Source organism: Pseudomonas sp. MPR-R2A5 (assembly GCF_058793055.1).
Genome location: NZ_JBXAFK010000001.1, coordinates 278779 through 302948 on the forward strand (window position 1 = coordinate 278779; position 24170 = coordinate 302948).

The following is a 24170-nucleotide window of genomic DNA, read 5'->3' on the forward strand; positions in this document are numbered from 1 at the left end:
CGCACGCCTCTCGATGGTCTGAAAAAGATGCGTGATAATAAAGCATGCCCCGCTTGACGGCTAGCGCCGTCGGAGACCCTTGTAATGCCCGAGCAAGATCTACGTTTACAACAGCTGGAAGTCTGGCTGGATGAGCAGTTGCCGATCCTTTTCAATGCCCAGGACTGGGGCCCGGTACCCCCGGCCACATTGACCGCGGCCAGCAGCGACGCAAGTTTCAGGCGCTACTTCCGCTGGGAAGGCGGTGGCCGGACGTTCGTGGTAATGGACGCGCCACCCCCCCAGGAAAACTGCAAACCTTTCGTCGATATCGCTCATTTACTCGCGAAATCGGGAATTAATGTTCCGAAAATTTACGCAGAAGATTTGCCGCGAGGCTTTCTTTTGCTCAATGACCTGGGCAGAAACACCTACCTGGACGTGATTGACGAGCAAAATGCCGATCAATTGTTCGCCGACGCCATCGACGCCTTGCTGGCTTTCCAGCAGTTGCCGATGGACACGCCGCTGCCCAGCTATGACGTCGCCCTGCTGCGTCGCGAGCTGGAATTGTTTCCTGAGTGGTACGTGCGCCGGCACTTGGGTATCGAGTTCGATACCCGGCAACAGGCCCTCTGGCAACGTGTCAGCGAACATCTGATCGACAGCGCCCTGGCCCAGCCCAAGGTGCTGGTGCACCGCGACTATATGCCGCGCAACCTGATGATCAGCCAGCCCAACCCCGGCGTACTGGACTTCCAGGACGCGGTCTACGGCCCGGTGACCTACGACATCACCTGCCTGTTCAAGGACGCGTTCCTCAGTTGGCCCCAGGCCCGCGTGCGTGAATGGCAACGCGGCTACTGGGAACGTGCTGGAAAACTGGGCATCCCGGTACAGGCGGATTTCGACGACTTCCTGCGCGCCAGCGACCTGATGGGTGTGCAGCGCCATCTCAAGGTCATCGGCATTTTTGCGCGTATCTGCCATCGTGATGGCAAGCCACGCTACCTGGCCGATGTGCCACGCTTCTTCGCCTATATAGAAGCGGTGCTGGCGGACCGAGCGGAGCTGAGCGAACTGGGTGACCTGCTCGCCAGCCTGCGTCAACCCGCCGAGGCGCGGGTATGAAAGCAATGATCCTGGCGGCAGGCAAAGGCGAACGGATGCGTCCGCTCACGTTGCACACGCCCAAGCCGTTGGTGCAGGCGGGCGACAAGCGCTTGATCGAATATCACCTGGAAGCGCTGGCCAAGGCCGGCTTCACCGATATCGTGATCAACCACGCGTGGCTCGGCGAGCAGATCGAACGTTACCTGGGCGACGGCGCGCAGTTTGGCGTGCGCATTCGTTATTCCGCTGAAGGCGAGCCGCTGGAAACGGGGGGCGGGATCTTCCAGGCATTGCCGTTGCTAGGCGATGAACCCTTTCTGGTGGTCAATGGCGATATCTGGACCGACTACGACTTTACCCGCCTGCGGCAACCGCTGCGGGGCCTGGCCCATTTGGTGATGGTCGACAACCCGGCGCATCACCCATCGGGTGGGGATTTCTATCTGCATCAGGGCGTGCTTCATGATGCGGCGCCCGGTGCCGATAACCTGACCTTCAGTGGCATTTCAGTGCTCGACCCCCAGTTGTTCGCGGGTTGCAGTGCGGGTGCCTTCAAGCTGGCGCCGCTGTTGCGGGAGGCCATGGCGAAAGGTCTGGTAACGGGGGAAAAGATGACGGGACGCTGGATTGATGTCGGTACGCTGGAGCGTCTGGCGCAGGTCGAAACCCTGCTGAAAGCGGGGCAATAGGATGTTGTGGCCAGGGACGCTGATCGGCGCCGGGGCTGGCTTTGCCATTGCCAGTATTCCGGGGGCCTTGTTGGGCGCATTACTGGGGCAGGCGCTGGACCGCCGCCTGCAACTGCAAAGCTGGGCACAATTGCGCGAGCGCCTGGGCGGTCGCCCGGCGTTGCGCAATGACGAACTGCTGTTTGTGCTGTTGGGGCGCCTGGCCAAGAGCAATGGTCGGGTGGTAGATGGGCATATCCAGCAGGCACGGCAGGAAATGCGTTCACTGGACATGAGCGAGCCGGCCCAACGCCGAGCGATCATGGCCTTCAATCGTGGCAAGTCGGGTTCTGATCGGGTGCGCACCTACTTGCGCCTCCTCAAGGCGCAGCCCCATGCGGCGGAGGGTGTGTTACGGGCTTGCTGGCGCATGGCCTGGGCGGACGGCAAGGCGGATGATGCCGAGCGCGACCTGATCGAGCAGTGGGGCAAGTGGCTGGGGTGGACGCCGCAACAGCTCCAGGCGCTGGCGTCTGACTACGCGCCGGAACGTAAACCGCTGGCTAGCCGCAGTGGCGCCTATCAGGAGGCGTTGCGGATTCTGGGGGTGACTTCCACTACCGAGCCATCGGTGATCAAGCGTGCCTACCGTCGCCTGCTCAGTCGTCACCACCCGGACAAGATCGCCGGCAGCGGTGCCAGCCCCGCGCAAGTGCGTGAGGCCACCGAGCGCACCCGTGAATTGCATAACGCGTATGCGTTGATTCGCGAGCGCCGGGATTTTCGTTAGCTGCCGGTATTTGCGGGGGATAACCACAACCCGATGTGGGAGGGGGCTTGCCCCCGATGAGGGCGTGTCAGTAGATGCATCGATGGCTGACCCACCGCAATCGGGGGCAAGCCCCCTCCCACATTGCTGTTGTGCTGATCCTCAGTCAGTGCTGGCCTGCGGGCTCAACCAGCCGCGAATCCGGCGATACAACTGTTCCTGCTCGGCGGCGCTGTTGCCAGGCAGCGTCTTGAGCGACACCTGCTTATAGCTGTCATTCTTCGAACGCTTGGCCGTCTGGCTACGCTCCTGCGCGTTTTTGCGTTCTTGGGCGCTGTCTTGATAAAAGACATCTGCCGTCGGCACTTTCAAGCCTGGGGCCAGTTGTTGCAGGTCCGGCTGGCGAGCTGCCGGGGTCTTGCCGGCGACCATGACCAGCTTTTGCACTTGAGCCGGTTGTTTTTCGCTCAGGTAGCGCGCTGCCCACCAGGCGCCGGTGCCATGCCCGAGCAGTGCAACGCTGCGCGCGCCTTGGGTCTGGGCGAAGGCGACCGCAGCGTCGATGCGGTCGAAGATGCGCTTGGTGTCAGTCTTCTCCTGTTCATCCGCGCCTGGCACCACTGCCGGATCGGTTCCTTCGGCTTCGGCACTGGCGGCCTGTTCGATGGGTTTGGCGGCCGTGCTGCCTTCTTTGCTGCTGGTGTCGACGGTCGCCTTGGGCGCTTCGATCACTCGGGGCGGCAGGGTATCCATGTTGACGTCCGGCAGCGACAGGCTGAGGGTGCCCCAGTTGGCGTCGGGCAATTTACGTCGCAATGGTGCGATTGCTTGCGGCCAGTCAGCACTTTCCCCGGCGCCCGGTACGATAATCACCACACCTTCGGGTTCGGCGCTGTTGGCCGGTTTCCACAAGGCCAGGAATGAGTCGCTGCCGGCTTGTAGCTGTTGCTGTTCGGCGCGTGGTATTTGCCGTTCCAGTGCGCTGGCTTCTTCCTGGCTACGCTCAGGCAAGGGTTGGCGTTCAGCCGGTTTTTCGGCTGGTGGCGCAGGCGCATCGGCGGCCTGGACAGAAAAGGCGCTGGTAAATAGCAGCGACAGGCACAATGCTGGCAGTGCCGAACGGTGGAGATGGGGCATCGTTATTTCCCGGCCAGAAGTGATTCCGGCAGCCTAATGGGTTGGTCAGTATTTGTCAGTGATGTGAGACGTGGATCATGGGTTTTCGCTGTCTGCTGGTTATCGGCTGTTTGTGCTTTGCCTTGATGGCGGGAGCTGCACCTGCCCCTGTCGTACCGCAAGCGCAGCTCGATGCGCAGCAACGTCAATGGTTGGCCGGCCACCCGGAGTTGCGGGTGGGCCTGGTATTACAGGCACCGTATGCGCAATACGATCGGCGCCTGCAGCGTTTGTCCGGGGCCAATGTCGAGTTGATGCAATGGCTGGCCAAGGCGCTGAATATTGAACTGTTGTGGCGTAACTTCCCGACGCAGGAACAACTGGAAGACGCCGTGCGTGACGGGGAGGTCGATATCGCCCCCGGCTTGCAACAGACCCCGGCCGGTTTGCGCCTGTGGTTGTTCACTGACCCGTACATGCGCGTGCCCCAGCACATTGTCGGTATCCGAGAGGGCGGCGGCGCGGTCGACCTGGAAAAGCTCGACGACCGCTCGCGCGTTGCGGTGCGCATGCCCAGCGCGGTGGCCGATTACCTGCGCAGCACTTATCCCAGCCTCAACCTGCAAGGCGTGCCCATGGAGCGCCAGGCCTTGCAGTTGCTGGTGAGCCAACAGGCGCGTTATGCCGTGGTGGACGAAGCCCAGTTGAGCCGATTGTCCGGTGAAGCGGAATTCGCCGGGCTGGCCGTGGTGGGGGACATCGGCTTGCCGCAATTGTTGCGGGTGGCAACCCGCCGCGAATGGCCGGAACTGGCGGGCATCATGCAAAGCGCCCTGCGCGCCATCCCCGCCCGCGATCTCGACCAATTACACACCCGTTGGCTGCAACCCAAGTACCCACGGCTGTCAGAGTCGCCGGGCTTGTGGCAGAACCTCAGCCTGCTGCTGGGCCTGTTGCTGCTCGCCTGCCTGGCGGTGGTGTTTTGGCAGCGGCGTCATCAGCGCGTGCTCGAACACAGCCTGCTGGCCGCCCGCGAGGAAAGTGCAGCGCGCGCCGCGGGTGCCGAAGCGCTGCGGCTGACGCAATTCTCCATCGATCAAAGCACCGTCGGCATCCTCTGGGTCAACTGGGACAGCCATGTGCGCTACGCCAACCGCGCGGCCGAAACCATGCTGGGCTATGGTCCCGGCGCCTTGATCGAGCGACCCTTGGTTGATTTTGACCCGAGCCTGGACATGGACCGCTGGCTGAACCTGTGGAAACGCGCACGCGCCAGCGAAGAGGGGCCGCAGAACTTCGCCACCGATTGCTTGCGTGCCGATGGCAGTGTCTTGCCCGTCGATGTGTCCTTGAGCTTCCTGCGTTTTGCCGAGGGCGAATACCTGGTGGTCTACCTCAATGACGTCACCGAACGACGCCGCTATGTGGCCGCGCTGCTGCAAAGTGAAGCGCAATTGCGTGAACTGTCGGCCCACCTGGAAACCGTGCGCGAAGAAGAAAAGGCCCGTATCGCCCGCGAAGTGCATGACGAGCTCGGACAAATGCTCACGGTGCTGAAGCTGGAAACCTCGATGTGCGAGCTGGCCTACGCGCAACTCGACCCAGGGTTGAATGAGCGGCTCAACAGCATGAAGCGCCTGATCGCCCAGTTGTTCCAGCTGGTTCGCGATGTGGCCACGGCGCTGCGCCCGCCGATTCTCGATGCGGGGATTGCCTCTGCCATCGAGTGGCAGGCGCGGCGCTTCGAAGCGCGCACGCAGATCCCGTGCCTGGTGCAGGTTCCGGAAAACCTGCCGCTGCTGAGCGATGCCAAGGCTATTGGCCTGTTTCGCATTCTCCAGGAGGCGCTGACCAATGTGATGCGCCATGCCCAGGCGCATACTGTGGAGCTGACCTTGACGGTGGAAGGCAAACACCTGCGGCTGACTATCAGCGACGATGGTGTCGGCTTCGTCCAGGCCCAGGGGCGGCCGGTGTCGTTTGGCCTGGTTGGCATGCGCGAACGGGTGTTGATCATGGGCGGGCAATTGACCCTGGACAGCGAGTTGGGAGAGGGCACGACCCTGAGTGTCACGGTGCCGTTGGATGCATAACGATAAGAGGAAACCCCTGTGATCCGTGTACTGGTAGCCGAAGACCACACCATCGTGCGTGAAGGCATCAAGCAATTGATCGGCCTGGCCAAAGACCTGCTGGTGGTGGGCGAGGCAAGCAATGGCGAGCAATTGCTGGAGACCTTGCGTCATGTGCCTTGCGAAGTGGTGCTGCTGGACATCTCCATGCCCGGGGTCAATGGGCTGGAGGCCATCGCGCGCATTCGTGCACTGAACAACCCGCCGGCGATCCTGGTGCTATCGATGCACGATGAAGCGCAAATGGCCGCCCGTGCCTTGAAGGTGGGTGCGGCCGGTTATGCCACCAAAGACAGCGACCCGGCACTGCTGTTGATGGCGATTCGCAAGGTCGCGGCCGGTGGTCGTTATATTGACCCGGACCTGGCGGACCGCATGGTATTCGAGGTCGGCCTGACCGATTCGCGGCCCTTGCACTCATTGCTCTCGGAGCGCGAGTTCTCGGTATTCGAACGCCTGGCCCAGGGCGCCAACGTCAATGATATTGCCCAGCAGTTGGCGCTGAGCAGCAAGACCATCAGCACCCACAAGGCGCGCTTGATGCAAAAGCTCAATATCACCTCCCTGGCCGAACTGGTGAAGTACGCCATGGAGCACAAGCTCCTGTAGCGACATATCTATTTGCGACACCCCGCAAACCGGCACGGCCCCCATTCTCGCCGCTTGCGGCGCTCCACCTGGCGCGGCACTGTCCAGTACACGCCATGGGTGTAGGGCGTTCCCTACCCCCAACCGTCCATCCTGCTGATGTGATTCTCTCCTGGCCCCCGATTTCCGGGGCCTCGCCCCTGGACTACGCTTGTGCCACAGCAGTCCAAAATACAAAGGTGCGGGTATGAGCGAGGTGGATTCAAATGATGTGCTGGTCAGCTTTCGTGGCGTGCAGAAGAGCTACGACGGCGAGAACCTGATCGTCAAAGACCTCAACCTGGAGATTCGCAAGGGCGAGTTCCTCACCTTGCTCGGGCCGTCCGGTTCAGGCAAGACCACCAGCCTGATGATGCTGGCGGGTTTCGAAACGCCGACCGCCGGTGAAATCCAGCTGGCCGGGCGCTCGATCAACAACGTGCCGCCGCACAAGCGCGATATCGGCATGGTGTTCCAGAACTACGCGTTGTTCCCGCACATGACGGTGGCCGAGAACCTGGCGTTCCCCCTGTCGGTACGTGGTTTGAGCAAGACCGATATCAGCGAGCGGGTCAAACGCGTGCTGAGCATGGTCCAGCTCGACGCCTTCGCCCAGCGCTATCCGGCGCAACTCTCCGGCGGCCAGCAACAGCGCGTGGCGTTGGCCCGGGCGCTGGTGTTCGAACCGCAACTGGTGCTGATGGACGAACCCCTCGGCGCCCTCGACAAGCAATTGCGCGAACACATGCAGATGGAGATCAAGCACCTGCACCAGCGCCTCGGCGTGACGGTGGTGTACGTGACCCACGACCAGGGCGAAGCCTTGACCATGTCGGACCGGGTGGCGGTGTTCCACCAGGGCGAGATCCAGCAGATCGCCGCGCCGCGCACCTTGTACGAAGAGCCGAAGAACACCTTCGTCGCCAACTTTATCGGCGAAAACAACCGCCTCAATGGTCGCTTGCATAGCCACAGCGGCGACCGCTGCGTGGTGGAGTTGGCGCGGGGCGAGAAAGTCGAGGCGCTGGCGGTGAATGTCGGCCAGGTCGGCGGCCCGGTAACGCTGTCGGTACGACCTGAGCGCGTCAGCCTCAATGGCTCCAGTGAAAGCTGCATCAACCGTTTCTCGGGGCGAGTGGCGGAATTCATTTACCTGGGCGACCACGTGCGTGTGCGTCTGGAAGTCTGCGGCATGAGCGATTTTTTTGTGAAACAACCGATCGCCGAGCTGGATCCGGCCCTGGCGGTCGGCGACGTGGTACCGATTGGCTGGCAAGTCGAGCACGTTCGCGCACTCGACCCACTTCTAGAGGCGAAATAATCGCCCCCATGGCTTCACCAACCCTGCACGTGGAGAGAACAACAATGTTGAGATCCCTGAAATATTCCGTCCTGGCTTTGAGCTTGATGGGCGCGACACAGGCCATGGCAGGCCCGGACCTGACGGTCGTGTCCTTCGGTGGCGCGAACAAGGCTGCACAGGTCAAGGCCTTCTATGCACCGTGGGAAAGCGCGGGCAACGGCAAGATCGTCGCCGGTGAATACAACGGTGAAATGGCCAAGGTCAAGGCCATGGTTGACACCAAGAGCGTGTCCTGGGACTTGGTGGAAGTAGAGTCGCCGGAACTGTCCCGTGGTTGCGACGAGGACATGTTCGAGCCGCTGGACCCGAAATTGTTCGGCAACACCGCGGATTACGTGAAGGGCGCGATCCAGCCTTGTGGCGTGGGCTTCTTCGTGTGGTCCACGGTGCTGGCCTACAACGCCGACAAACTCACCAGCGCACCGACCAGTTGGGCGGATTTCTGGGACACCAAGAAATTCCCAGGCAAGCGCGGTCTGCGTAAGGGGGCCAAGTACACCCTCGAATTCGCCTTGATGGCTGACGGCGTCGCGCCGAAGGATGTCTACAAAGTACTGGCCGGCAAAGATGGCCAGGACCGTGCGTTCAAGAAGCTCGATGAACTCAAGCCGTCGATCCAATGGTGGGAAGCCGGCGCACAACCGCCGCAGTACCTCGCCTCGGGTGACGTGGTGATGAGCTCGGCCTACAACGGCCGTATCGCGGCCGTACAGAAAGAGAGCAACCTCAAAGTGGTCTGGAACGGCGGCATCTACGACTTCGATGCCTGGGCCATTCCAAAAGGCCTGGCCAAGGATCGCGCAGACGCGGCGAAGAAATTCATCGCCTTCTCCGTGCAGCCGCAGCAGCAGAAGATCTACTCGGAAAACATCGCCTACGGCCCGGCCAACACCCAAGCCGTACCGTTGCTGGCCAAGGATGTGTTGAAAGACATGCCGACTACGCCAGAGAACATCGCCAACCAGGTGCAGATCGATGTGAGCTTCTGGGCGGATAACGGCGAGCAGTTGGAGCAGCGCTTCAACTCCTGGGCTGCCAAGTAACACCGCATAACCCTGTGGGAGGGGGGCTTGCCCCCGATGACGGCGGCCCAGTCGATACCTGTGTTGACTGAAACTCTGCCATCGGGGGCTAGCCCCCCTCCCACAAGGGATTTCCCGCGTGTGAAAGATTGCATTCATTTTCAAGTTTCGGAGTCAGCCATGGCCATCGCCGTTCCCTCGAACGAGGTCAACAGCCCCACCCTCAAGCAGCGCCTGGCGCGTGCCGAACGGCTCAATCGCTGGAAGGCCCAGGCCTTGATTGCACCGCTGGTGCTGTTTTTGCTGCTGGTGTTCCTGGTGCCGATCGTTGCGCTGCTCTACAAAAGCGTGGGTAACCCTGAAGTGGTGGGCGGTTTGCCGCGCACCGTGGTGGCGGTGAAGACCTGGGACGGTCGTGGCCTGCCGGGCGAGCCGGTGTACCAGGCGCTGAGCGAAGACCTGGGCGAAGCCCGCAAAAACCAGACCCTGGGCGATCTGTCGAAACGTTTGAACATGGAATTGGCCGGCTACCGCAGCCTGCTGACCAAAACCGCACGGGCGCTGCCGTTTACCGAAGCCCCGGCCTCTTATAAAGAAGCGTTGGAAAGCCTCGATGAACGCTGGGGCGACCCGGCGTACTGGCAGGCGATCCGGCGTAATACCAGCAGCCTGACCCCCTACTACCTGCTGGCGGCCGTCGATCATCGCATCGATGACCTCGGCGAAGTGGCCCCGGCCACCCCCGACCAGGCGATCTACCTGGATATTTTCGCCCGTACCTTCTGGATGGGCCTGGTGATCACTTTCGTCTGCCTGCTGCTGGCCTATCCACTGGCGTACTTGCTGGCCAACCTGCCGGCGCGCAAAAGTAACCTGCTGATGATCCTGGTACTGCTGCCGTTCTGGACCTCGATCCTGGTGCGGGTGGCGGCGTGGATTGTGTTGCTGCAGTCCGGCGGCTTGATCAACAGCGCACTGATGGGCATGGGGCTGATCGATAAACCCATGGAACTGGTGTTCAACCGCACCGGGGTCTACATCTCCATGGTGCATATCCTGCTGCCGTTCATGATCTTGCCGATCTACAGCGTGATGAAGGGTATTTCACCGACTTATATGCGTGCGGCCATTTCCCTGGGCTGCCACCCGTTCACCAGCTTCTGGCGCGTCTACTTCCCGCAAACCTATGCCGGTGTGGGGGCGGGTTGCCTGCTGGTGTTCATCCTGGCGATTGGTTACTACATCACCCCGGCGCTGCTGGGCAGCCCGAACGACCAGATGGTCAGCTACTTCGTGGCCTTCTATACCAACACCAGTATCAACTGGGGCATGGCGACGGCGTTGGGTGGCTTACTGCTGCTGGCGACCGTGCTGCTGTACCTGATCTACAACCGGCTGGTGGGCGCCAGTCGCCTGCGCCTGAGCTGAGGAGACCTTGCGATGCTGAGCCCTTATATGTCACCGGTGGAACGGGTGTGGTTCTACAGCTTGCGGATACTCTGCGGCCTGATCCTGCTGTTCCTGATCCTGCCCGTGCTGGTGATCATCCCGCTGTCGTTCAACAGCGGCAGTTTCCTGGTGTACCCGTTGCAAGGCTTCTCGCTGCACTGGTACCAGGACTTTTTCGCCTCGGCGGAATGGATGCGCGCGCTGAAGAACAGCATCATCGTCGCGCCGGCGGCCACCGTGCTGGCCATGGTGTTCGGCACCCTGGCGGCGATTGGCCTGACCCGCGGGCATTTTCCCGGCAAGGCGCTGGTGATGGCCCTGGTGATTTCGCCGATGGTGGTGCCGGTGGTGATCATCGGTGTAGCGAGTTACCTGTTCTTTGCGCCGCTGGGCCTGGGTAACAGCTTCTTTTCGTTGATCGTGGTGCACGCCGTGTTGGGCGTGCCCTTTGTGATCATCACCGTGTCGGCGACGCTGCAGGGTTTCAACCATAACCTGGTGCGGGCGGCTGCCAGCCTGGGGGCTTCGCCGCTGACCGCGTTTCGTCGGGTGACCTTGCCACTGATCGCGCCGGGAGTGATTTCCGGAGCGCTGTTTGCCTTCGCGACGTCGTTCGATGAAGTGGTGGTGACGCTGTTCCTGGCCGGCCCGGAGCAGGCGACCTTGCCTCGGCAGATGTTCAGCGGTATCCGTGAGAACCTCAGCCCGACGATTGCCGCCGCGGCGACCTTGCTGATTGCGTTCTCGGTGTTGCTGTTGCTGACCCTGGAATGGCTGCGCGGGCGTAGCGAGAAGTTGCGCACCGCACAGGTCTGAAGCCCACGCAGATCACAGTGTGGGAGGGGGAAAGCCCCTCCCGCATGGGACTGTGACCATTCAGCAGTTGAATGGAAGACAACCTGTTTCGATCAGTTACTCTTGTGCTAGCCCACAATCGACAAGAGGCCGCGCACATGAGTACTTCCTCATTCAAGATCGCCCACAAACTACTGACCGGTGCTGGCGCCATCGAGCAACTGGCTGCCGAGCTCACGCGGCTGGATATCGACAACCCGCTGATCGTCACCGACGCCGCGCTGGTCAAGTCGGGCACCGTGGCCCTGGCGATTGAGCATTTGGGCGATCGCACCTACGAAATCTTCGACCGCGTGCTGCCCGACCCGGAAGTCGCCATCGTCGAGGATTGCATGCGCGTATACCGCGAGGGCGGCCATGACGGCTTGATCGGCCTGGGCGGCGGTAGTGCGATCGATATCGCCAAGAGCGTGGCGGCGTACGCGGGTTACCACGGCGCCCTGGCGGACTTGTTCGGGGTCGACCAGGTGCCGCGCAAGGGGCCGCCGCTGATCGCCATTCCCACCACGGCCGGTACCGGTTCTGAAGTGACCAATGTGGCGATTCTTTCCGACAAGGTCGCGCAATTGAAAAAAGGCATCGTCAGCGACTTCCTGTTGCCGGATGTCGCGCTGATCAGCCCGCAAATGACCCTGACCTGCCCACGCAGCGTCACCGCCGCCAGTGGCGTGGATGCACTGGTGCATGCGATTGAGGCCTACCTGTCGCTGAATGCCTCGCCGATCACCGATGCGCTGGCCATTGGCGCAATCAAGCTGATCGCCAAGGCGCTGCCCAAGGCCTACGCGAACCCGGCCAACCTGCAGGCCCGCGACGATATGGCCACCGCCAGCCTGATGGCCGGGATGGCATTCGGGAATGCCGGTGTGGGCGCGGTGCATGCGCTGGCGTACCCGTTGGGCGGGCGCTTCAACATCGCCCACGGCGTGAGTAATGCGCTGTTGCTGCCGTATGTGATGCATTGGAACAAGCTGGCGTGTGTCGAGCGCATGCAGGACATCGCCGTGGCCATGGGTGTGAACGTCAGCGGCCTGAGTGTCAACGATGCCGCCGACCAGGCGGTCGATGCGATGACGCGACTGTGTGCCGCAGTGGAGATCCCGTCGGGCCTGCGCAGTTTTGGGGTTCCCGAGGACGCAATCCCGGCCATGGCCTGCGAAGCGGCGGGCATTGAGCGGCTGATGCGCAATAATCCGCGCAAGCTCAGCCCGGCGGATATCGAGAAAATCTATCGAGCGGCCTATTAGCCGTTGAGTTAGGTCACGGTGCGCAGGGCAAAGCATGAGGTATACAATGCGCGCCATCGTGATTTAGCTCAAAAAAGGTGCGTCATGCAGCCCTTCGTTATCGCTCCATCGATTCTCTCTGCCGATTTCGCCCGCCTGGGTGAAGAAGTGGACAAGGTGTTGGCCGCCGGTGCCGACTTCGTGCACTTCGATGTCATGGACAACCACTACGTGCCCAACCTGACCATCGGGCCGATGGTCTGCGCCGCGTTGCGCAAGTACGGGATCACCGCGCCGATCGATGCGCACCTGATGGTCAGCCCGGTGGACCGTATCATCGGTGACTTCGTTGACGCCGGAGCAACCTACATCACCTTCCACCCGGAAGCTTCGCTGCATGTCGATCGCACCCTGCAACTGATCCGCGAGGGCGGCTGCAAGGCGGGCCTGGTGTTCAACCCGGCCACCCCGCTGGATGTGCTCAAGTACGTGATGGACAAGGTCGACATGGTCTTGCTGATGAGCGTCAACCCAGGCTTCGGCGGGCAGAAGTTCATTCCTGGCACCCTCGACAAGCTGCGCGAAGCCCGTGCGCTGATCGATGCCTCGGGCCGTGACATCCGCCTGGAAATCGACGGCGGGGTCAACGTCAACAATATTCGCGAAATCGCCGCCGCCGGTGCCGATACCTTCGTGGCCGGCTCGGCGATCTTCAATGCCCCGGATTATCAGGAAGTGATCGCCAAGATGCGTGCCGAACTGGCGCTGGCGCGTCCATGAGCGGCTTTGAGCAGTTATTCCCCGGCAAACTGCCACGGCTGGTGATGTTCGATCTGGACGGTACGTTGATCGATTCGGTGCCCGACCTGGCGGCGGCGGTGGACGAGATGCTGCTCAAGCTGGGGCGCAAGCCGGTGGGGATCGACTCGGTGCGTGAATGGGTCGGCAACGGTGCGCAGATGCTGGTGCGCCGGGCCCTGGCCAATCATATCGACGCCGAAGGTGTGGATGATGTCGAGGCCGAGCATGCACTGGAGTTGTTCAACACTGCCTATGAGGACGGTCACGAACTCACGGTGGTATACCCCGGCGTGCGCGACACGCTCAAATGGCTGAGCAAGCAGGGCGTGGAAATGGCCCTGATCACCAACAAGCCGGAGCGCTTCGTCGCGCCGTTGCTGGACCAGATGAAAATCGGCCGGTATTTCCGCTGGATCATCGGTGGCGATACCTTGCCGCAGAAGAAACCCGACCCGGCGGCGCTGTTTTTTGTGATGAAAATGGCCAATATCCCGGCGTCGCAGTCGTTGTTTGTCGGCGATTCGCGCAGTGATGTGCTGGCGGCAAAAGCGGCGGGGGTGCAGTGCGTGGCCTTGAGTTACGGCTACAACCATGGTCGGCCGATCGCCGAAGAGTCGCCGTCGTTGGTGATTGATGACCTGCGACTGCTAATCCCCGGTTGCTTGGGAGCTGGCGCTGAGATAACGTTGCCCGATACCGATCCGTCCCCTTCTGGAAATTCCATCGTGGTGGTCACTCGCAAACTCTGGATGAAAGTTATCAAGGCCCTGGCCCGCTGGCGTTGGCGCGCCTGACTGATCCTGGCCGCGCCCTGCGGCACGTTTGCATACCTGACTGTTAGACCCTCATGCCACGAGGCACACCATGATCCGCGAAGAATTCCTGCGTTTGGCCGCTGCCGGCTATAACCGTATTCCCCTGGCCTGCGAAACCCTGGCCGACTTCGACACACCGCTGTCGATCTACCTGAAGCTGGCCGACGAGCCCAACTCCTACCTGCTGGAGTCGGTACAGGGCGGTGAGAAGTGGGGCCGTTACTCGATCATCGGCCTGCCGTGCCGCACCGTACTGCGGGTGCATGACCATCATGTGAGCATTACCCATGATGGCGTCGAGATCGAAAGCCACGATGTCGAAGACCCGCTGGCCTTCGTCGAAACCTTCAAGGCGCGCTACAACGTGCCGACCATCCCTGGCCTGCCACGTTTCAATGGCGGCCTGGTGGGGTATTTCGGCTACGACTGTGTTCGTTATGTGGAAAAACGCCTGGGCAAATGCCCGAATCCGGACCCATTGGGCGTGCCGGACATTCTGCTGATGGTCTCCGATGCGGTGGTGGTGTTCGATAACCTCGCCGGCAAGATGCATGCGATCGTGCTCGCCGACCCATCCCAGGCCAACGCTTTCGAGCAGGGCCTGGCCAGCCTCGAAGCCTTGCTGGAAAAACTGCGCCAGCCGATCACCCCGCGTCGCGGCCTGGACCTCAGCCGTCCACCGGCGGCCGACCCGGTGTTCCGCTCCAGCTTTACCCAGGATGATTACGAACGCGCCGTCGATACCATCAAGGAATACATCCTCGCCGGTGACTGCATGCAGGTGGTGCCGTCGCAACGCATGTCCATCGACTTCAAGGCCGCGCCGATCGATCTGTACCGAGCGCTGCGCTGCTTCAACCCGACGCCTTACATGTATTTCTTCAACTTCGGTGACTTCCACGTGGTGGGCAGTTCGCCAGAAGTGCTGGTGCGCGTTGAAGACAACCTGATCACCGTGCGCCCGATCGCCGGTACACGCCCGCGTGGCGCGACCGAAGAAGCGGATTTGGCGCTCGAGGAAGACCTGCTCAGCGACGACAAGGAAATCGCCGAACACCTGATGCTGATCGACCTGGGCCGCAACGACACGGGGCGTGTCTCGGAAATCGGTTCGGTGAAGCTCACCGAGAAAATGGTCATCGAGCGTTATTCCAACGTGATGCATATCGTCTCCAACGTCACCGGGGAATTGAAAGCCGGCTTGACCGCGATGGACGCGCTGCGGGCGATTCTGCCGGCCGGTACCTTGTCGGGCGCGCCGAAGATTCGTGCGATGGAAATCATCGATGAGCTGGAACCGGTCAAGCGTGGCGTCTACGGTGGCGCCGTGGGGTATTTCGCCTGGAACGGCAACATGGACACCGCCATCGCGATTCGCACGGCCGTGATCAAGGACGGGGAGCTGCATGTGCAGGCCGGTGGCGGGATTGTCGCCGACTCGGTGCCGGCCCTCGAATGGGAAGAAACCCTGAACAAGCGCCGCGCGATGTTCCGCGCCGTAGCGCTGGCTGAACAGACCCCCAATTCTTGAGGTTTCCCCATGTTACTGATGATTGATAACTACGACTCCTTTACCTACAACGTTGTGCAGTACCTGGGGGAGTTGGGTGCCGAGGTCAAAGTGGTTCGCAATGACGAACTGACCGTGGCCGAAATCGCCGCCCTGAACCCGGAGCGCATTGTGGTTTCGCCGGGCCCCTGCACGCCGACCGAGGCGGGTATTTCCCTCGAAGCCATCAAGTACTTCGCCGGCAAGCTGCCAATCCTGGGCGTATGCCTGGGCCATCAGTCCATCGGCCAGGCCTTTGGTGGTGACGTGGTGCGTGCGCGGCAGGTGATGCATGGCAAGACCAGCCCGGTGTTCCATAAAGACCTGGGCGTATTCCAGGCACTCAACAACCCGGTGACCGTGACCCGCTACCACTCGCTGGTGGTCAAGCGCGAAACCCTGCCAGAATGCCTGGAACTGACCGCCTGGACCCAACTGGAAGACGGCTCCGTCGACGAGATCATGGGCCTGCGCCACAAGACACTGAACATCGAAGGGGTGCAGTTTCACCCTGAGTCGATCCTGACCGAGCAGGGCTACGAGCTGTTCGCCAACTTTCTCAAGCAGAGCGGCGGCACGCGCTAAGGACTTTCCATGGATATCAAGACTGCCCTGAGCCGTATCGTCGGCCATCTGGACCTGAGCACCGCTGAAATGAGCGATGTGATGCGCGAAATCATGACCGGTCAATGCACCGACGCGCAGATCGGCGCGTTCATGATGGCGATGCGCATGAAGAGCGAAAGCATCGACGAAATCGTCGGCGCGGTATCGGTGATGCGCGAGCTGGCGGACAAGGTCGCGCTCAAGACCCTCGACGGTGTTGTCGATGTGGTCGGTACCGGCGGCGACGGTGCGAATATTTTCAACGTGTCGACGGCGGCTTCCTTTGTGGTCGCGGCGGCTGGCTGCACCGTGGCCAAGCACGGTAACCGTGCGGTATCGGGCAAAAGCGGCAGTGCCGACTTGCTGGAAGCGGCCGGCATCTACCTGAACCTGACGCCGGTACAAGTGGCACGCTGCATCGATAACGTCGGCATCGGCTTTATGTTTGCCCAGTCCCACCATGGGGCGATGAAACATGCGGCCGGCCCGCGCAAGGACCTTGGCCTGCGTACCCTGTTCAACATGCTCGGCCCGCTTACGAATCCGGCCGGTGTGAAGCACCAGGTGGTGGGCGTGTTCAGCCAGGCGCTGTGCCGTCCATTGGCTGAAGTATTGCAACGCCTGGGCAGCAAGCATGTGCTGGTGGTGCATTCCAAGGATGGCCTGGACGAATTCAGCCTGGCGGCCCCGACCTTTGTGGCCGAACTGAAGAACGACCAGGTCACCGAATATTGGGTCGAGCCCGAAGACCTGGGCATGAAAAGCCAGAGCCTGCATGGCCTGGCGGTGGAAAGCCCGGCAGCCTCGCTGGAACTGATTCGCGATGCCTTGGGGCGTCGCAAGACCGAGAACGGCCAAAAAGCTGCAGAAATGATTGTTTTGAATGCTGGCGCGGCACTTTACGCGGCGGACCATGCCTATAGTCTTAAGGAGGGTGTGGCCTTGGCCCACGATGCGCTGCACACCGGTCTGGCTCGTGAAAAGCTCGAAGAGCTGGGAGCATTCACCGCAGTATTCAAGATGGAGAATGAAGGATGAGTGTCCCGACCGTTCTGGAAAAAATCCTGGCCCGCAAAGCTGAAGAAGTCGCCGTGCGCCGCGCACGCGTGAGCCTGGCCGAGCTGGAAAGCCAGGCGAAGGTCGCTGACGCACCGCGTGGTTTTGCCAACGCCTTGATCGCCCAGTCCAAGCAGAAGCAACCGGCGGTTATCGCTGAAATCAAGAAAGCCTCGCCGAGCAAAGGCGTCATCCGCGAAAACTTCGTACCGGCCGACATCGCCGTCAGCTACGAGAAGGGCGGGGCGACCTGTCTGTCCGTGCTCACCGATATCGACTTTTTCCAGGGCTCCGACGAGTTCTTGAAGCAAGCCCGTGCTGCGTGCAAGCTGCCGGTGATCCGCAAGGATTTCATGATCGACCCGTACCAGATTGTCGAAGCCCGAGCCCTGGGTGCTGACTGCGTGCTGCTGATCGTCTCCGCGCTGGACGACGTGAAGATGGCCGAGTTGGCGGCCGTGGCCAAAAGCGTTGGCCTGGATGTGCTGGTGGAAGTGCACGACGGCGATGAGTTGGAACGTGCACTCAAGACCCTCGACACACCGTTGGTGGGCGTTAACAACCGTAACCTGCACACTTTTGAAGTCAGCCTTGAAAACACCCTCGACCTGCTGCCGCGTATTCCACGCGACCGCCTGGTGATCACCGAGAGTGGCATCGTTAACCGCGCCGACGTGGAGCTGATGGAAATCAGCGGTGTGTACTCGTTCCTGGTGGGTGAGACCTTTATGCGTGCCGAGAACCCGGGGGCGGAACTGCAGCGTCTGTTCTTCCCGGAGCGTGGCGTGGCGGTCAGCGGTTCCACTCTCGATTGATTTGAAATGCGATCAACGTGTGGGAGGGGGCTTGCCCCCGATGGCGACGGTTCAGTTGGAGCATCCTTGACTGACACACCGCCATCGGGGCAAGCCCCCTCCCACATTTGGGTTTGTGTTTATTCAGATAGGTAGGTGCCCGTTGATCCAGCCAGTGTCGATGCTTGTTGAAGCAGGCCTTGCCGCCGAGCAAGCCTTGTTGACCGCCGTTTGCGCAGGTGAGCAGGAGTTTGGCCTGCTGTTCTGGCAGCCCAGTGATCAAGCCTTGGTGATGCCCCGACGTTTGAGTCGGCTGCCGGCGTTCGAAGCCGCCAGCCAAGTCTCAGCCGACGCCGGTTGGCCAGTGTTGCTGCGCGAAACCGGCGGCGAGCCGGTGCCGCAGTCCAACGCTACGGTCAATATCGCGCTGGTCTACGCGCCGCCACGCAGCGAAAGCGATCAGGCACGCATCGAAACCGGTTACCTGCGTTTATGTCAGCCGATCTGCGATTTATTGATCGAGTTGGGCGGCGATGCCTCCGTCGGAGAAATCGACGGCGCGTTCTGCGACGGTCGTTACAACGTCAACCTCAATGGGCGCAAGATGGTCGGTACTGCCCAGCGCTGGCGGCAAAGTGGTGGTCGCCCGGTGGGGTTGGTGCACGGCGCCTTGTTGCTGGAGAACGACCGCGATGAACTGATTGCGGCGGTCAATCGTTTCAATGAGGCCTGCGGTCTTGAACAGCGGGTGCGTGCCGACAGCCATATCGCGCTGCACGAAGCTTTCCCCGCGCCGGATGCGATCAGCCGGTTGGACACCTTGTATCGCCAGATGCTGGCCAGCTTCCTGCCGGGTTAACGGGTGCCGAACACCACCATCGTCTTCCCTTTGACGTGCACCAGGTTGCGTTCTTCCAGGTCCTTGAGCACGCGACCGACCATTTCCCGTGAACACCCGACAATGCGCCCGATCTCCTGGCGCGTGACTTTGATTTGCATGCCATCGGGGTGGGTCATGGCGTCAGGTTGTTTGCACAGCTCCAGCAGGCAGCGGGCTACCCGACCGGTGACGTCAAAGAACGCCAGGTCGCCGACCTTGCGTGTGGTGTCGCGCAGGCGTTGGGCAATCTGGCCGCTCAAGGCGTAGAGAATATCGGGGTCCTGCTGGGCCAATTCGCGAAATTTCGCGTAACTGATTTCGGCCACTTCGCATTCGATCTTGGTCCGTACCCAGGCGCTGCGTTCCTGCTCTTTGCCCGCTTGTTCAAACAGCCCCAGTTCGCCAAAGAAATCCCCGGTATTGAGGTAGGCGATGATCATTTCGCGGCCGTCTTCATCCTCGATCAGGATGGTGACCGAGCCCTTGATGATGAAGAACAGTGTTTCGGAACGCTCGCCTGCGCAGATGATGTTGTGCTTGGCCGGGTGACGTCGGCGCTGGCAGTGCATCAACAGCTTGTCGAGATTCTTGATCTTGGGTATGGGAGTAAGAGCAACCATGGTTGTATCCCGAAAAGGCGGCGCGAGGTGATTTGGAGTTGTTGTATTCAGCGGTATCGGCATTGATACACGTTGTATGAAGGGTGGCAATACGCCATCGATTTGGCGCCAGCTTAACAGACGCTTTCTGACTCGATTAGCGAATTTACCGAGCGCGGCCGGTTGTTGATCCGCTTTCATGGGAAACGCTGTGGTTGCAAGCCCCTGTGCTAAGCTGGCGACCCTTTTTTAGCAGTGGAGTCTGGGCGATGAAGGCACGCATCCAATGGGCGGGCGAAGCCATGTTCCTCGGTGAGTCGGGCAGTGGCCATGTCGTGGTCATGGACGGCCCACCGGAAGCCGGTGGCCGTAACCTGGGCGTACGCCCCATGGAAATGCTCCTGCTTGGCGTGGGCGGTTGCAGTAATTTCGACGTGGTCAGCATCCTGAAAAAGTCCCGCCAGGCCGTTGAAAGCTGTGAAGCCTTCCTGGAAGCCGAACGCGCCACTGAAGACCCGAAGGTTTTTACCAAGATCCATATGCATTTTGTGGTCAAGGGGCGCGCGTTGAAGGAGGCTCAGGTCAAGCGAGCCATTGAACTGTCGGCCGAGAAGTACTGCTCGGCATCGATCATGCTCGGTGCTGCCGGCGTGGCCATCACTCATGATTACGAAATCATCGAGTTGGGCTGATCGCCGTAACGGCAAAAAGAAGGGCGCTTTGAAAGCGCCCTTTTTTTCGGCCTAGATTCGGTAGGTGCTTTTGGTCATGACCTTGGCCAGCAGGCTCATGCCAAACCTCACCGGCGCGGGGAAGCGGAAGCCACCGGCATCCAGGGCACTTTGCGCATGGTGTTCTTCATCGGTGCGCATTTGCTCAAGAATCGCTCGGGATTTTTCGTCTTCGGCCGGCAGTTGTTCCAGGTGCTCATCAAGGTGCTTGCAAACTTGATGTTCTGTCGCTGCGACAAAACCGAGGCTGACTTTATCGCTGATCAGGCCGGCGGCAGCGCCAATTCCGAACGACAGGCCATAAAACAGTGGGTTCAGTACACTGGGGTGGCTACCGAGTTGGCGAATACGTTGCTCGCACCAGGCCAGGTGGTCGATTTCCTCCTCGGCCGCATGCTCCATGGCTGCGCGCACTTGCGGCAGCTTGGCGGTCAGGGCCTGGCCCTGGTACAGCGCCTGGGCACAGACTTCACCGGTATGGTTGATGCGCATCAGGCCGGCGACGTGGCGGGTGTCGGTCTCGCTCATCTGCGCATCGGGTTGCACGATGGCCGGCGACGGGCGGTACGGTGCGCCGCTGAAGGGCAACAGTGTGCGCATGGCCGTATCGGCTTGCAGCAACAGACGGTCAATCGGCGAGTAGTGACGTTGGGTAGTCATGCTGACCTCCGGGAAGAATCTCGGCGGCCAGTTTACCGCAAGAGAGGGCGAAGCGTTTGCGTTGAGTCAAGGGCATGGGGTCGCACGCGCTGGGCTGCGACCCGTCGATCGCGGGGTATCAGCCCGGCGGCCAGTTCATCTGGCGCTGACCCAGTACGTGCATATGGATGTGGTAAACGGTCTGTCCACCTTCTTCATTGCAGTTCATCACTACCCGGAAACCTTTCTCGCAGCCCAGTTCCAAGGCCAGGCGCTGGGCGGTAAACAGAATATGGCCAGCCAGGGCTTTGTCGTCTTCGCCCAGGTCATTCAGGGTGCGGATGGGTTTCTTCGGGATTACCAGGAAATGTACCGGCGCCTGTGGGGCGATATCGTGGAAGGCGAGGACCTGGTCATCTTCGTAAATGATCTTCGCGGGTATTTCTCTGTTGATGATTTTGGTGAACAGAGTATCCACAGCTGTTTCTCCATATGAATGTGCAGGGTGAGTGTACTCAGGCGGTCAGCGTGGGCAATAGGCCTTGTTGATCGCGCCGGCAATCTTGCGGGTCAGCCAGCGTGGGCTGAAGCGCGGGCTGAAGGCCAGCCAGCGGTTGCGCCGTCCGGGAATGATGATGGCTTTGTTTTTTTCCAGTGCGCGTACGGTGTAGAGGGCCACTTCTTCCGGGCTCATCAGCTGCTGGCTGCGATCGAGCTTGGCAGTGTCCATTTGCGCGGTGCCGAAGAACGCCGTGCGTGTCGGGCCGGGGCATAACACCGAGACCTTGATGCCACAGGTCTTCAATTCTTCGCGCAAACCTTCGGAAAAATGCAGCACATACGCCTTGCTGGCGTAATAGCTGCTCATCCACGGGCCGGGCTGGAACGCCGCAACCGAGGCGACATTGAGAATCTGCCCGCCGCCTTGCAACGCCATGGCATTGCCAAGGGCGTGACACATGCGGGTCAGTGCGAGGATGTTGACTTCGATCAGGTCCTGCTCGGTCATCCAGTCCTGGGCCAGGAACGGTCCGCTGGTGCCGATGCCGGCGCAGTTAACCAGCAAGTCGATCTGCCGTTCGCCTTCTTCAAGTTCCAGCAGGAACCCGGACAAGCGCAGTGGCTCGCCCAGGTCGCAGGCACGAAACAGCACCTCGACGCCAAAGCGTTGAGTCAATTCGATTGCAATGCTTTCCAACTGATCACGCTGGCGGGCCACCAGAATCAAGCTGCGGCCGCGACGGGCCAGTGCTTCGGCCAAGGCCAGGCCGATGCCGCTGGAGGCGCCGGTGATCAGAGCGTAACGGGTCATGCCTTTCTCCATCGCAACGCCGCCGAGCCTGTGACAGAGGCATCACAGGCGGCGGGCGTTTCTTCACTGTTCTGGAGAGTCTACAGGTTCGGCCGCTTCGTCAGCACTTTGCACGTCTTCTTCATCGACGATCACGCTTTGATCGGCGTCGTCATCGGAGGTGAGGGAACTGCTTTCGTAGCTGCTGTCCACGTTGGCTTCGAGCTGGTTCAGGTAGCCATTCATCCCCAGGGTCACCACGACGATGAGCACCAATGGGATAAACGCCAGCCATAGGGAGGCCAGCACTTTCACCGCCGTGGAGTTGCGCGGAGGTGGCGCGCCGTACTGGTTGGCGCCGGCGTTACCGGGCAGTACCAACAGCAGAAGCGGGAAGACGCTGTTCACCAGCGGAACCAGATTCAGCAGGTACAACCAGCCGGACCAGCCCAGGTCGTGCAGGCGTTGCACGCCGATTTGCACGCTCACGACGACAAGCGCAACAAACAGCGCAAACCCCAGCAGCGAGCCGAGAATTACGGCGATCGTTGGCGAAGCGGTCGCGATCGCGAAGCCCACGGTGCTGAGGATGCCTGCTGCTACGAGCATTGCAACCGTCAGCACCAGCGTCCAGGCCAGGTAGCGCAGACGGCCGATGCGCCCATTGATGGTGAAGACCTTGAGGCTGGAATACTCCGGCAAGTCATCACCTACGGCAGCGCGTGGTGGAGCGTAGGGCGAAGCGGCAGGTCGGGAGAAGTCCGTAGCGCCCGAATCCGTCTCGTGAGTTTCAGCCAAGCTGAAAGCTACAGGCTGCTCGGCTTCGATGCGCGCATCGATGCCGGCGTTGTGCAGTGCAGTCAGGTAGGTTTCTGCGTCAGGCCGGGAAAGGTCGCGTTTCAACGCAACCGGGCGGCCGGTAAAAAGCTTCTCGATGGCCTCGACGTCGCTTTTGAACAGCTCGGCGAGGTTGAGTTTTGCCGTGGTGCTTTCGACACCTGGGAGCAAGGCTCCGTCAAACACGATCTTGAAACGGTTGTCGCTCATGCAGGCATCCTTGTCACTTAATCAGGGAGGGTGGGGCAAGCCTGCTTCGATTGGCAGGCCTGACAATTGGGTCAGCGTGGCCAGCGCAGTTGTGCCGCCTGCTCGCGCGCCTTGCGGTATTCGGCATCCAGGCGGGCAACGAGTTCATCGACGCTGGGTAAATCATCAATATCTCCGACGCCCTGGCCGGCGGACCACACGGTCTTCCAGGCCTTGGCCTCATCGCTCAACGGCTTGAGCTTGGAACCGAAGTTGACTTCGCCTTTGCCTTGCAGGGCGGCGAGGTCGAAACCGGCATTTTCCAGGCTCTGGCGCATAAAGCTGGCGGGGACGCCCGAGACCGCAGGAGTGTGCACGATGTCGGCGGCGCGCGCTGTGAGCAGCATCTCTTTATAAGCATCCGGGGCGTGGCTTTCGGTCGTGCCGATAAAGCGTGTGCCGAAATAGGCCAGGTCGGCCCCCAGCACCTGGGCGGCAAGAATTTCGTGCCCGTGGTTGAGGCAACCTGCCAGCAACAGGGTTTTATCGAAGAACTGGCGGATTTCGGCGATCAGGGCGAACGGGCTCCAGGTCCCGGCATGGCCCCCGGCGCCCGCAGCGACTGCGATCAAACCATCGACACCGGCCGCCGCGGCTTTCTCCGCATGGCGCCGCGTGGTGACATCGTGAAAGACCAGGCCGCCGTAGCTGTGCACGGCATCCACCAGTTCCTTCACGGCGCCCAGGCTGGTGATCACGATCGGGACCTTGTGTTCCACGCAGATCGCCAAGTCAGCCTGCAACCGTGGGTTGCTGTTGTGCACGATAAGGTTCACGGCGTAGGGCGCGGGGTTGTCCAACGGAGCCAGGCCCGCTTCGATTTCCTCCAGCCAGGCCTTGAAACCACTGCTTTCACGCTGGTTGAGCGCCGGGAAACTCCCGACCACTCCGTTGCGACAGCACGCCAGGACCAGTTGCGGGTTGGAAATCAGGAACATCGGCGCAGCCACCACGGGCAGGCGAAGACGTTGTTCAAGCAGAGCGGGCAGCGACATTGGAGGTAC

25 protein-coding genes are annotated in these 24170 nt (G+C 61.1%); 18 read left to right on the forward strand and 7 right to left on the reverse strand.

Features of this window, described 5'->3' with window-relative positions:
- The first annotated feature begins 84 nt into the window (after positions 1–84).
- Genes AC1Q6I_RS01290 through AC1Q6I_RS01300 form a run of 3 tightly spaced genes read left to right on the forward strand, consistent with a single transcriptional unit; the run spans position 85 to position 2550 of the window.
- On the forward strand, positions 85–1110 hold the full coding sequence (locus tag AC1Q6I_RS01290; protein ID WP_102623873.1) for an aminoglycoside phosphotransferase family protein: 1026 nt from the start codon (positions 85–87) through the stop codon (positions 1108–1110).
- Positions 1107–1781, forward strand: a complete 675-nt coding sequence (murU, locus tag AC1Q6I_RS01295) for an N-acetylmuramate alpha-1-phosphate uridylyltransferase MurU (RefSeq protein WP_024077713.1) — start codon at positions 1107–1109, stop codon at positions 1779–1781. The genes AC1Q6I_RS01290 and murU overlap by 4 nt, the downstream gene beginning before the upstream one ends.
- Position 1782: 1 nt before the next feature.
- A complete protein-coding gene (locus AC1Q6I_RS01300) occupies positions 1783–2550 on the forward strand; it encodes a TerB family tellurite resistance protein (RefSeq protein WP_024077712.1) in 768 nt (255 codons plus the stop codon).
- Positions 2551–2691: 141 nt separating this feature from the next.
- Here the strand turns inward: AC1Q6I_RS01300 and AC1Q6I_RS01305 are convergent, their stop codons facing one another.
- Entirely contained in the window at positions 2692–3666 is a 975-nt protein-coding gene (locus AC1Q6I_RS01305) for an alpha/beta hydrolase family protein (protein ID WP_102623872.1), read from the reverse strand.
- A 77-nt stretch (positions 3667–3743) separates the two neighbouring features.
- Between AC1Q6I_RS01305 and AC1Q6I_RS01310 the strand changes: the two genes are divergently transcribed.
- The 14 genes from AC1Q6I_RS01310 (at position 3744) to AC1Q6I_RS01375 (ending at position 18799) form a co-directional block, all read left to right on the forward strand.
- The gene (locus AC1Q6I_RS01310) at positions 3744–5738 is read left to right on the forward strand and encodes a sensor histidine kinase (protein ID WP_024077710.1); all 1995 of its coding nucleotides are present in this window, start codon (positions 3744–3746) and stop codon (positions 5736–5738) included.
- 18 nt (positions 5739–5756) lie between these two features.
- Positions 5757–6386 (forward strand): response regulator, encoded by a 630-nt coding sequence (locus tag AC1Q6I_RS01315; RefSeq protein ID WP_024077709.1) that lies wholly within the window; start codon positions 5757–5759, stop codon positions 6384–6386.
- Positions 6387–6612: 226 nt separating this feature from the next.
- The gene (locus tag AC1Q6I_RS01320; RefSeq protein WP_024077708.1) at positions 6613–7725 is read left to right on the forward strand and encodes an ABC transporter ATP-binding protein; all 1113 of its coding nucleotides are present in this window, start codon (positions 6613–6615) and stop codon (positions 7723–7725) included.
- Between the two features lie 44 nt (positions 7726–7769).
- Entirely contained in the window at positions 7770–8810 is a 1041-nt protein-coding gene (locus AC1Q6I_RS01325; protein WP_024077707.1) for an ABC transporter substrate-binding protein, read from the forward strand.
- 159 nt (positions 8811–8969) lie between these two features.
- Complete coding sequence (locus tag AC1Q6I_RS01330) at positions 8970–10217, forward strand: ABC transporter permease (RefSeq protein ID WP_024077706.1); 1248 nt, start codon at positions 8970–8972, stop codon at positions 10215–10217.
- A gap of 12 nt (positions 10218–10229) precedes the next feature.
- Positions 10230–11054: an ABC transporter permease gene (locus AC1Q6I_RS01335; RefSeq protein ID WP_024077705.1), complete on the forward strand. Its 825-nt coding sequence runs from the start codon at positions 10230–10232 to the stop codon at positions 11052–11054.
- A gap of 137 nt (positions 11055–11191) precedes the next feature.
- Positions 11192–12340, forward strand: coding sequence for an iron-containing alcohol dehydrogenase (locus AC1Q6I_RS01340; RefSeq protein WP_102623871.1), 1149 nt, complete (start codon positions 11192–11194; stop codon positions 12338–12340).
- Between the two features lie 84 nt (positions 12341–12424).
- Positions 12425–13099, forward strand: coding sequence for a ribulose-phosphate 3-epimerase (gene rpe, locus AC1Q6I_RS01345; RefSeq protein WP_024077703.1), 675 nt, complete (start codon positions 12425–12427; stop codon positions 13097–13099).
- The gene (locus AC1Q6I_RS01350) at positions 13096–13914 is read left to right on the forward strand and encodes a phosphoglycolate phosphatase (RefSeq protein WP_024077702.1); all 819 of its coding nucleotides are present in this window, start codon (positions 13096–13098) and stop codon (positions 13912–13914) included. Before rpe ends, AC1Q6I_RS01350 begins: the two co-directional genes overlap by 4 nt.
- 70 nt (positions 13915–13984) lie before the next feature.
- A complete protein-coding gene (trpE, locus tag AC1Q6I_RS01355) occupies positions 13985–15466 on the forward strand; it encodes an anthranilate synthase component I (protein WP_024077701.1) in 1482 nt (493 codons plus the stop codon).
- A gap of 9 nt (positions 15467–15475) precedes the next feature.
- A complete protein-coding gene (locus tag AC1Q6I_RS01360; protein WP_024077700.1) occupies positions 15476–16069 on the forward strand; it encodes an aminodeoxychorismate/anthranilate synthase component II in 594 nt (197 codons plus the stop codon).
- Positions 16070–16078: 9 nt separating this feature from the next.
- Positions 16079–17128 (forward strand): anthranilate phosphoribosyltransferase, encoded by a 1050-nt coding sequence (gene trpD / locus AC1Q6I_RS01365; protein ID WP_069077175.1) that lies wholly within the window; start codon positions 16079–16081, stop codon positions 17126–17128.
- Positions 17125–17961 (forward strand): indole-3-glycerol phosphate synthase TrpC, encoded by an 837-nt coding sequence (gene trpC / locus AC1Q6I_RS01370; protein WP_024077698.1) that lies wholly within the window; start codon positions 17125–17127, stop codon positions 17959–17961. Before trpD ends, trpC begins: the two co-directional genes overlap by 4 nt.
- A gap of 142 nt (positions 17962–18103) precedes the next feature.
- Complete coding sequence (locus AC1Q6I_RS01375) at positions 18104–18799, forward strand: lipoate--protein ligase family protein (RefSeq protein WP_069077176.1); 696 nt, start codon at positions 18104–18106, stop codon at positions 18797–18799.
- Here the strand turns inward: AC1Q6I_RS01375 and crp are convergent.
- Positions 18796–19440: a cAMP-activated global transcriptional regulator CRP gene (gene crp, locus AC1Q6I_RS01380; protein WP_024077696.1), complete on the reverse strand. Its 645-nt coding sequence runs from the start codon at positions 19438–19440 to the stop codon at positions 18796–18798. The two genes, AC1Q6I_RS01375 and crp, sit on opposite strands and share 4 nt — an antisense overlap.
- 248 nt (positions 19441–19688) lie before the next feature.
- Here crp and AC1Q6I_RS01385 point away from each other — a divergent pair, with 248 nt between their 5' ends.
- A complete protein-coding gene (locus AC1Q6I_RS01385) occupies positions 19689–20111 on the forward strand; it encodes an OsmC family protein (protein WP_005792019.1) in 423 nt (140 codons plus the stop codon).
- Positions 20112–20162: 51 nt separating this feature from the next.
- On the opposite strand, the gene coq7 is transcribed toward AC1Q6I_RS01385, so the two are convergent.
- From coq7 to AC1Q6I_RS01410, 5 genes are all read right to left on the reverse strand, one after another.
- Positions 20163–20810: a 2-polyprenyl-3-methyl-6-methoxy-1,4-benzoquinone monooxygenase gene (gene coq7, locus AC1Q6I_RS01390; RefSeq protein WP_024077695.1), complete on the reverse strand. Its 648-nt coding sequence runs from the start codon at positions 20808–20810 to the stop codon at positions 20163–20165.
- A 118-nt stretch (positions 20811–20928) separates the two neighbouring features.
- Positions 20929–21267: a histidine triad nucleotide-binding protein gene (locus tag AC1Q6I_RS01395; RefSeq protein ID WP_024077694.1), complete on the reverse strand. Its 339-nt coding sequence runs from the start codon at positions 21265–21267 to the stop codon at positions 20929–20931.
- Positions 21268–21312: 45 nt separating this feature from the next.
- Complete coding sequence (locus AC1Q6I_RS01400) at positions 21313–22101, reverse strand: SDR family NAD(P)-dependent oxidoreductase (RefSeq protein WP_024077693.1); 789 nt, start codon at positions 22099–22101, stop codon at positions 21313–21315.
- Between the two features lie 63 nt (positions 22102–22164).
- Complete coding sequence (locus AC1Q6I_RS01405; RefSeq protein ID WP_024077692.1) at positions 22165–23127, reverse strand: DUF805 domain-containing protein; 963 nt, start codon at positions 23125–23127, stop codon at positions 22165–22167.
- A 71-nt stretch (positions 23128–23198) separates the two neighbouring features.
- Entirely contained in the window at positions 23199–24161 is a 963-nt protein-coding gene (locus tag AC1Q6I_RS01410) for an NAD(P)H-dependent flavin oxidoreductase (RefSeq protein ID WP_102623870.1), read from the reverse strand.
- Positions 24162–24170 lie beyond the last annotated feature (9 nt).

Coding starts and splice junctions, on each gene's coding strand:
- AC1Q6I_RS01290 (WP_102623873.1), top strand. CDS start 85: ATGCCCGAGCAAGATCTACGTTTACAACAGCTGGAAGTCTGGCTGGAT.
- murU (WP_024077713.1), top strand. CDS start 1,107: ATGAAAGCAATGATCCTGGCGGCAGGCAAAGGCGAACGGATGCGTCCG.
- AC1Q6I_RS01300 (WP_024077712.1), top strand. CDS start 1,783: ATGTTGTGGCCAGGGACGCTGATCGGCGCCGGGGCTGGCTTTGCCATT.
- AC1Q6I_RS01305 (WP_102623872.1), bottom strand. CDS start 3,666: ATGCCCCATCTCCACCGTTCGGCACTGCCAGCATTGTGCCTGTCGCTG.
- AC1Q6I_RS01310 (WP_024077710.1), top strand. CDS start 3,744: ATGGGTTTTCGCTGTCTGCTGGTTATCGGCTGTTTGTGCTTTGCCTTG.
- AC1Q6I_RS01320 (WP_024077708.1), top strand. CDS start 6,613: ATGAGCGAGGTGGATTCAAATGATGTGCTGGTCAGCTTTCGTGGCGTG.
- AC1Q6I_RS01325 (WP_024077707.1), top strand. CDS start 7,770: ATGTTGAGATCCCTGAAATATTCCGTCCTGGCTTTGAGCTTGATGGGC.
- AC1Q6I_RS01330 (WP_024077706.1), top strand. CDS start 8,970: ATGGCCATCGCCGTTCCCTCGAACGAGGTCAACAGCCCCACCCTCAAG.
- AC1Q6I_RS01335 (WP_024077705.1), top strand. CDS start 10,230: ATGCTGAGCCCTTATATGTCACCGGTGGAACGGGTGTGGTTCTACAGC.
- AC1Q6I_RS01340 (WP_102623871.1), top strand. CDS start 11,192: ATGAGTACTTCCTCATTCAAGATCGCCCACAAACTACTGACCGGTGCT.
- rpe (WP_024077703.1), top strand. CDS start 12,425: ATGCAGCCCTTCGTTATCGCTCCATCGATTCTCTCTGCCGATTTCGCC.
- AC1Q6I_RS01350 (WP_024077702.1), top strand. CDS start 13,096: ATGAGCGGCTTTGAGCAGTTATTCCCCGGCAAACTGCCACGGCTGGTG.
- trpE (WP_024077701.1), top strand. CDS start 13,985: ATGATCCGCGAAGAATTCCTGCGTTTGGCCGCTGCCGGCTATAACCGT.
- AC1Q6I_RS01360 (WP_024077700.1), top strand. CDS start 15,476: ATGTTACTGATGATTGATAACTACGACTCCTTTACCTACAACGTTGTG.
- trpD (WP_069077175.1), top strand. CDS start 16,079: ATGGATATCAAGACTGCCCTGAGCCGTATCGTCGGCCATCTGGACCTG.
- trpC (WP_024077698.1), top strand. CDS start 17,125: ATGAGTGTCCCGACCGTTCTGGAAAAAATCCTGGCCCGCAAAGCTGAA.
- crp (WP_024077696.1), bottom strand. CDS start 19,440: ATGGTTGCTCTTACTCCCATACCCAAGATCAAGAATCTCGACAAGCTG.
- AC1Q6I_RS01385 (WP_005792019.1), top strand. CDS start 19,689: ATGAAGGCACGCATCCAATGGGCGGGCGAAGCCATGTTCCTCGGTGAG.
- coq7 (WP_024077695.1), bottom strand. CDS start 20,810: ATGACTACCCAACGTCACTACTCGCCGATTGACCGTCTGTTGCTGCAA.
- AC1Q6I_RS01400 (WP_024077693.1), bottom strand. CDS start 22,101: ATGACCCGTTACGCTCTGATCACCGGCGCCTCCAGCGGCATCGGCCTG.
- AC1Q6I_RS01405 (WP_024077692.1), bottom strand. CDS start 23,127: ATGAGCGACAACCGTTTCAAGATCGTGTTTGACGGAGCCTTGCTCCCA.
- AC1Q6I_RS01410 (WP_102623870.1), bottom strand. CDS start 24,161: ATGTCGCTGCCCGCTCTGCTTGAACAACGTCTTCGCCTGCCCGTGGTG.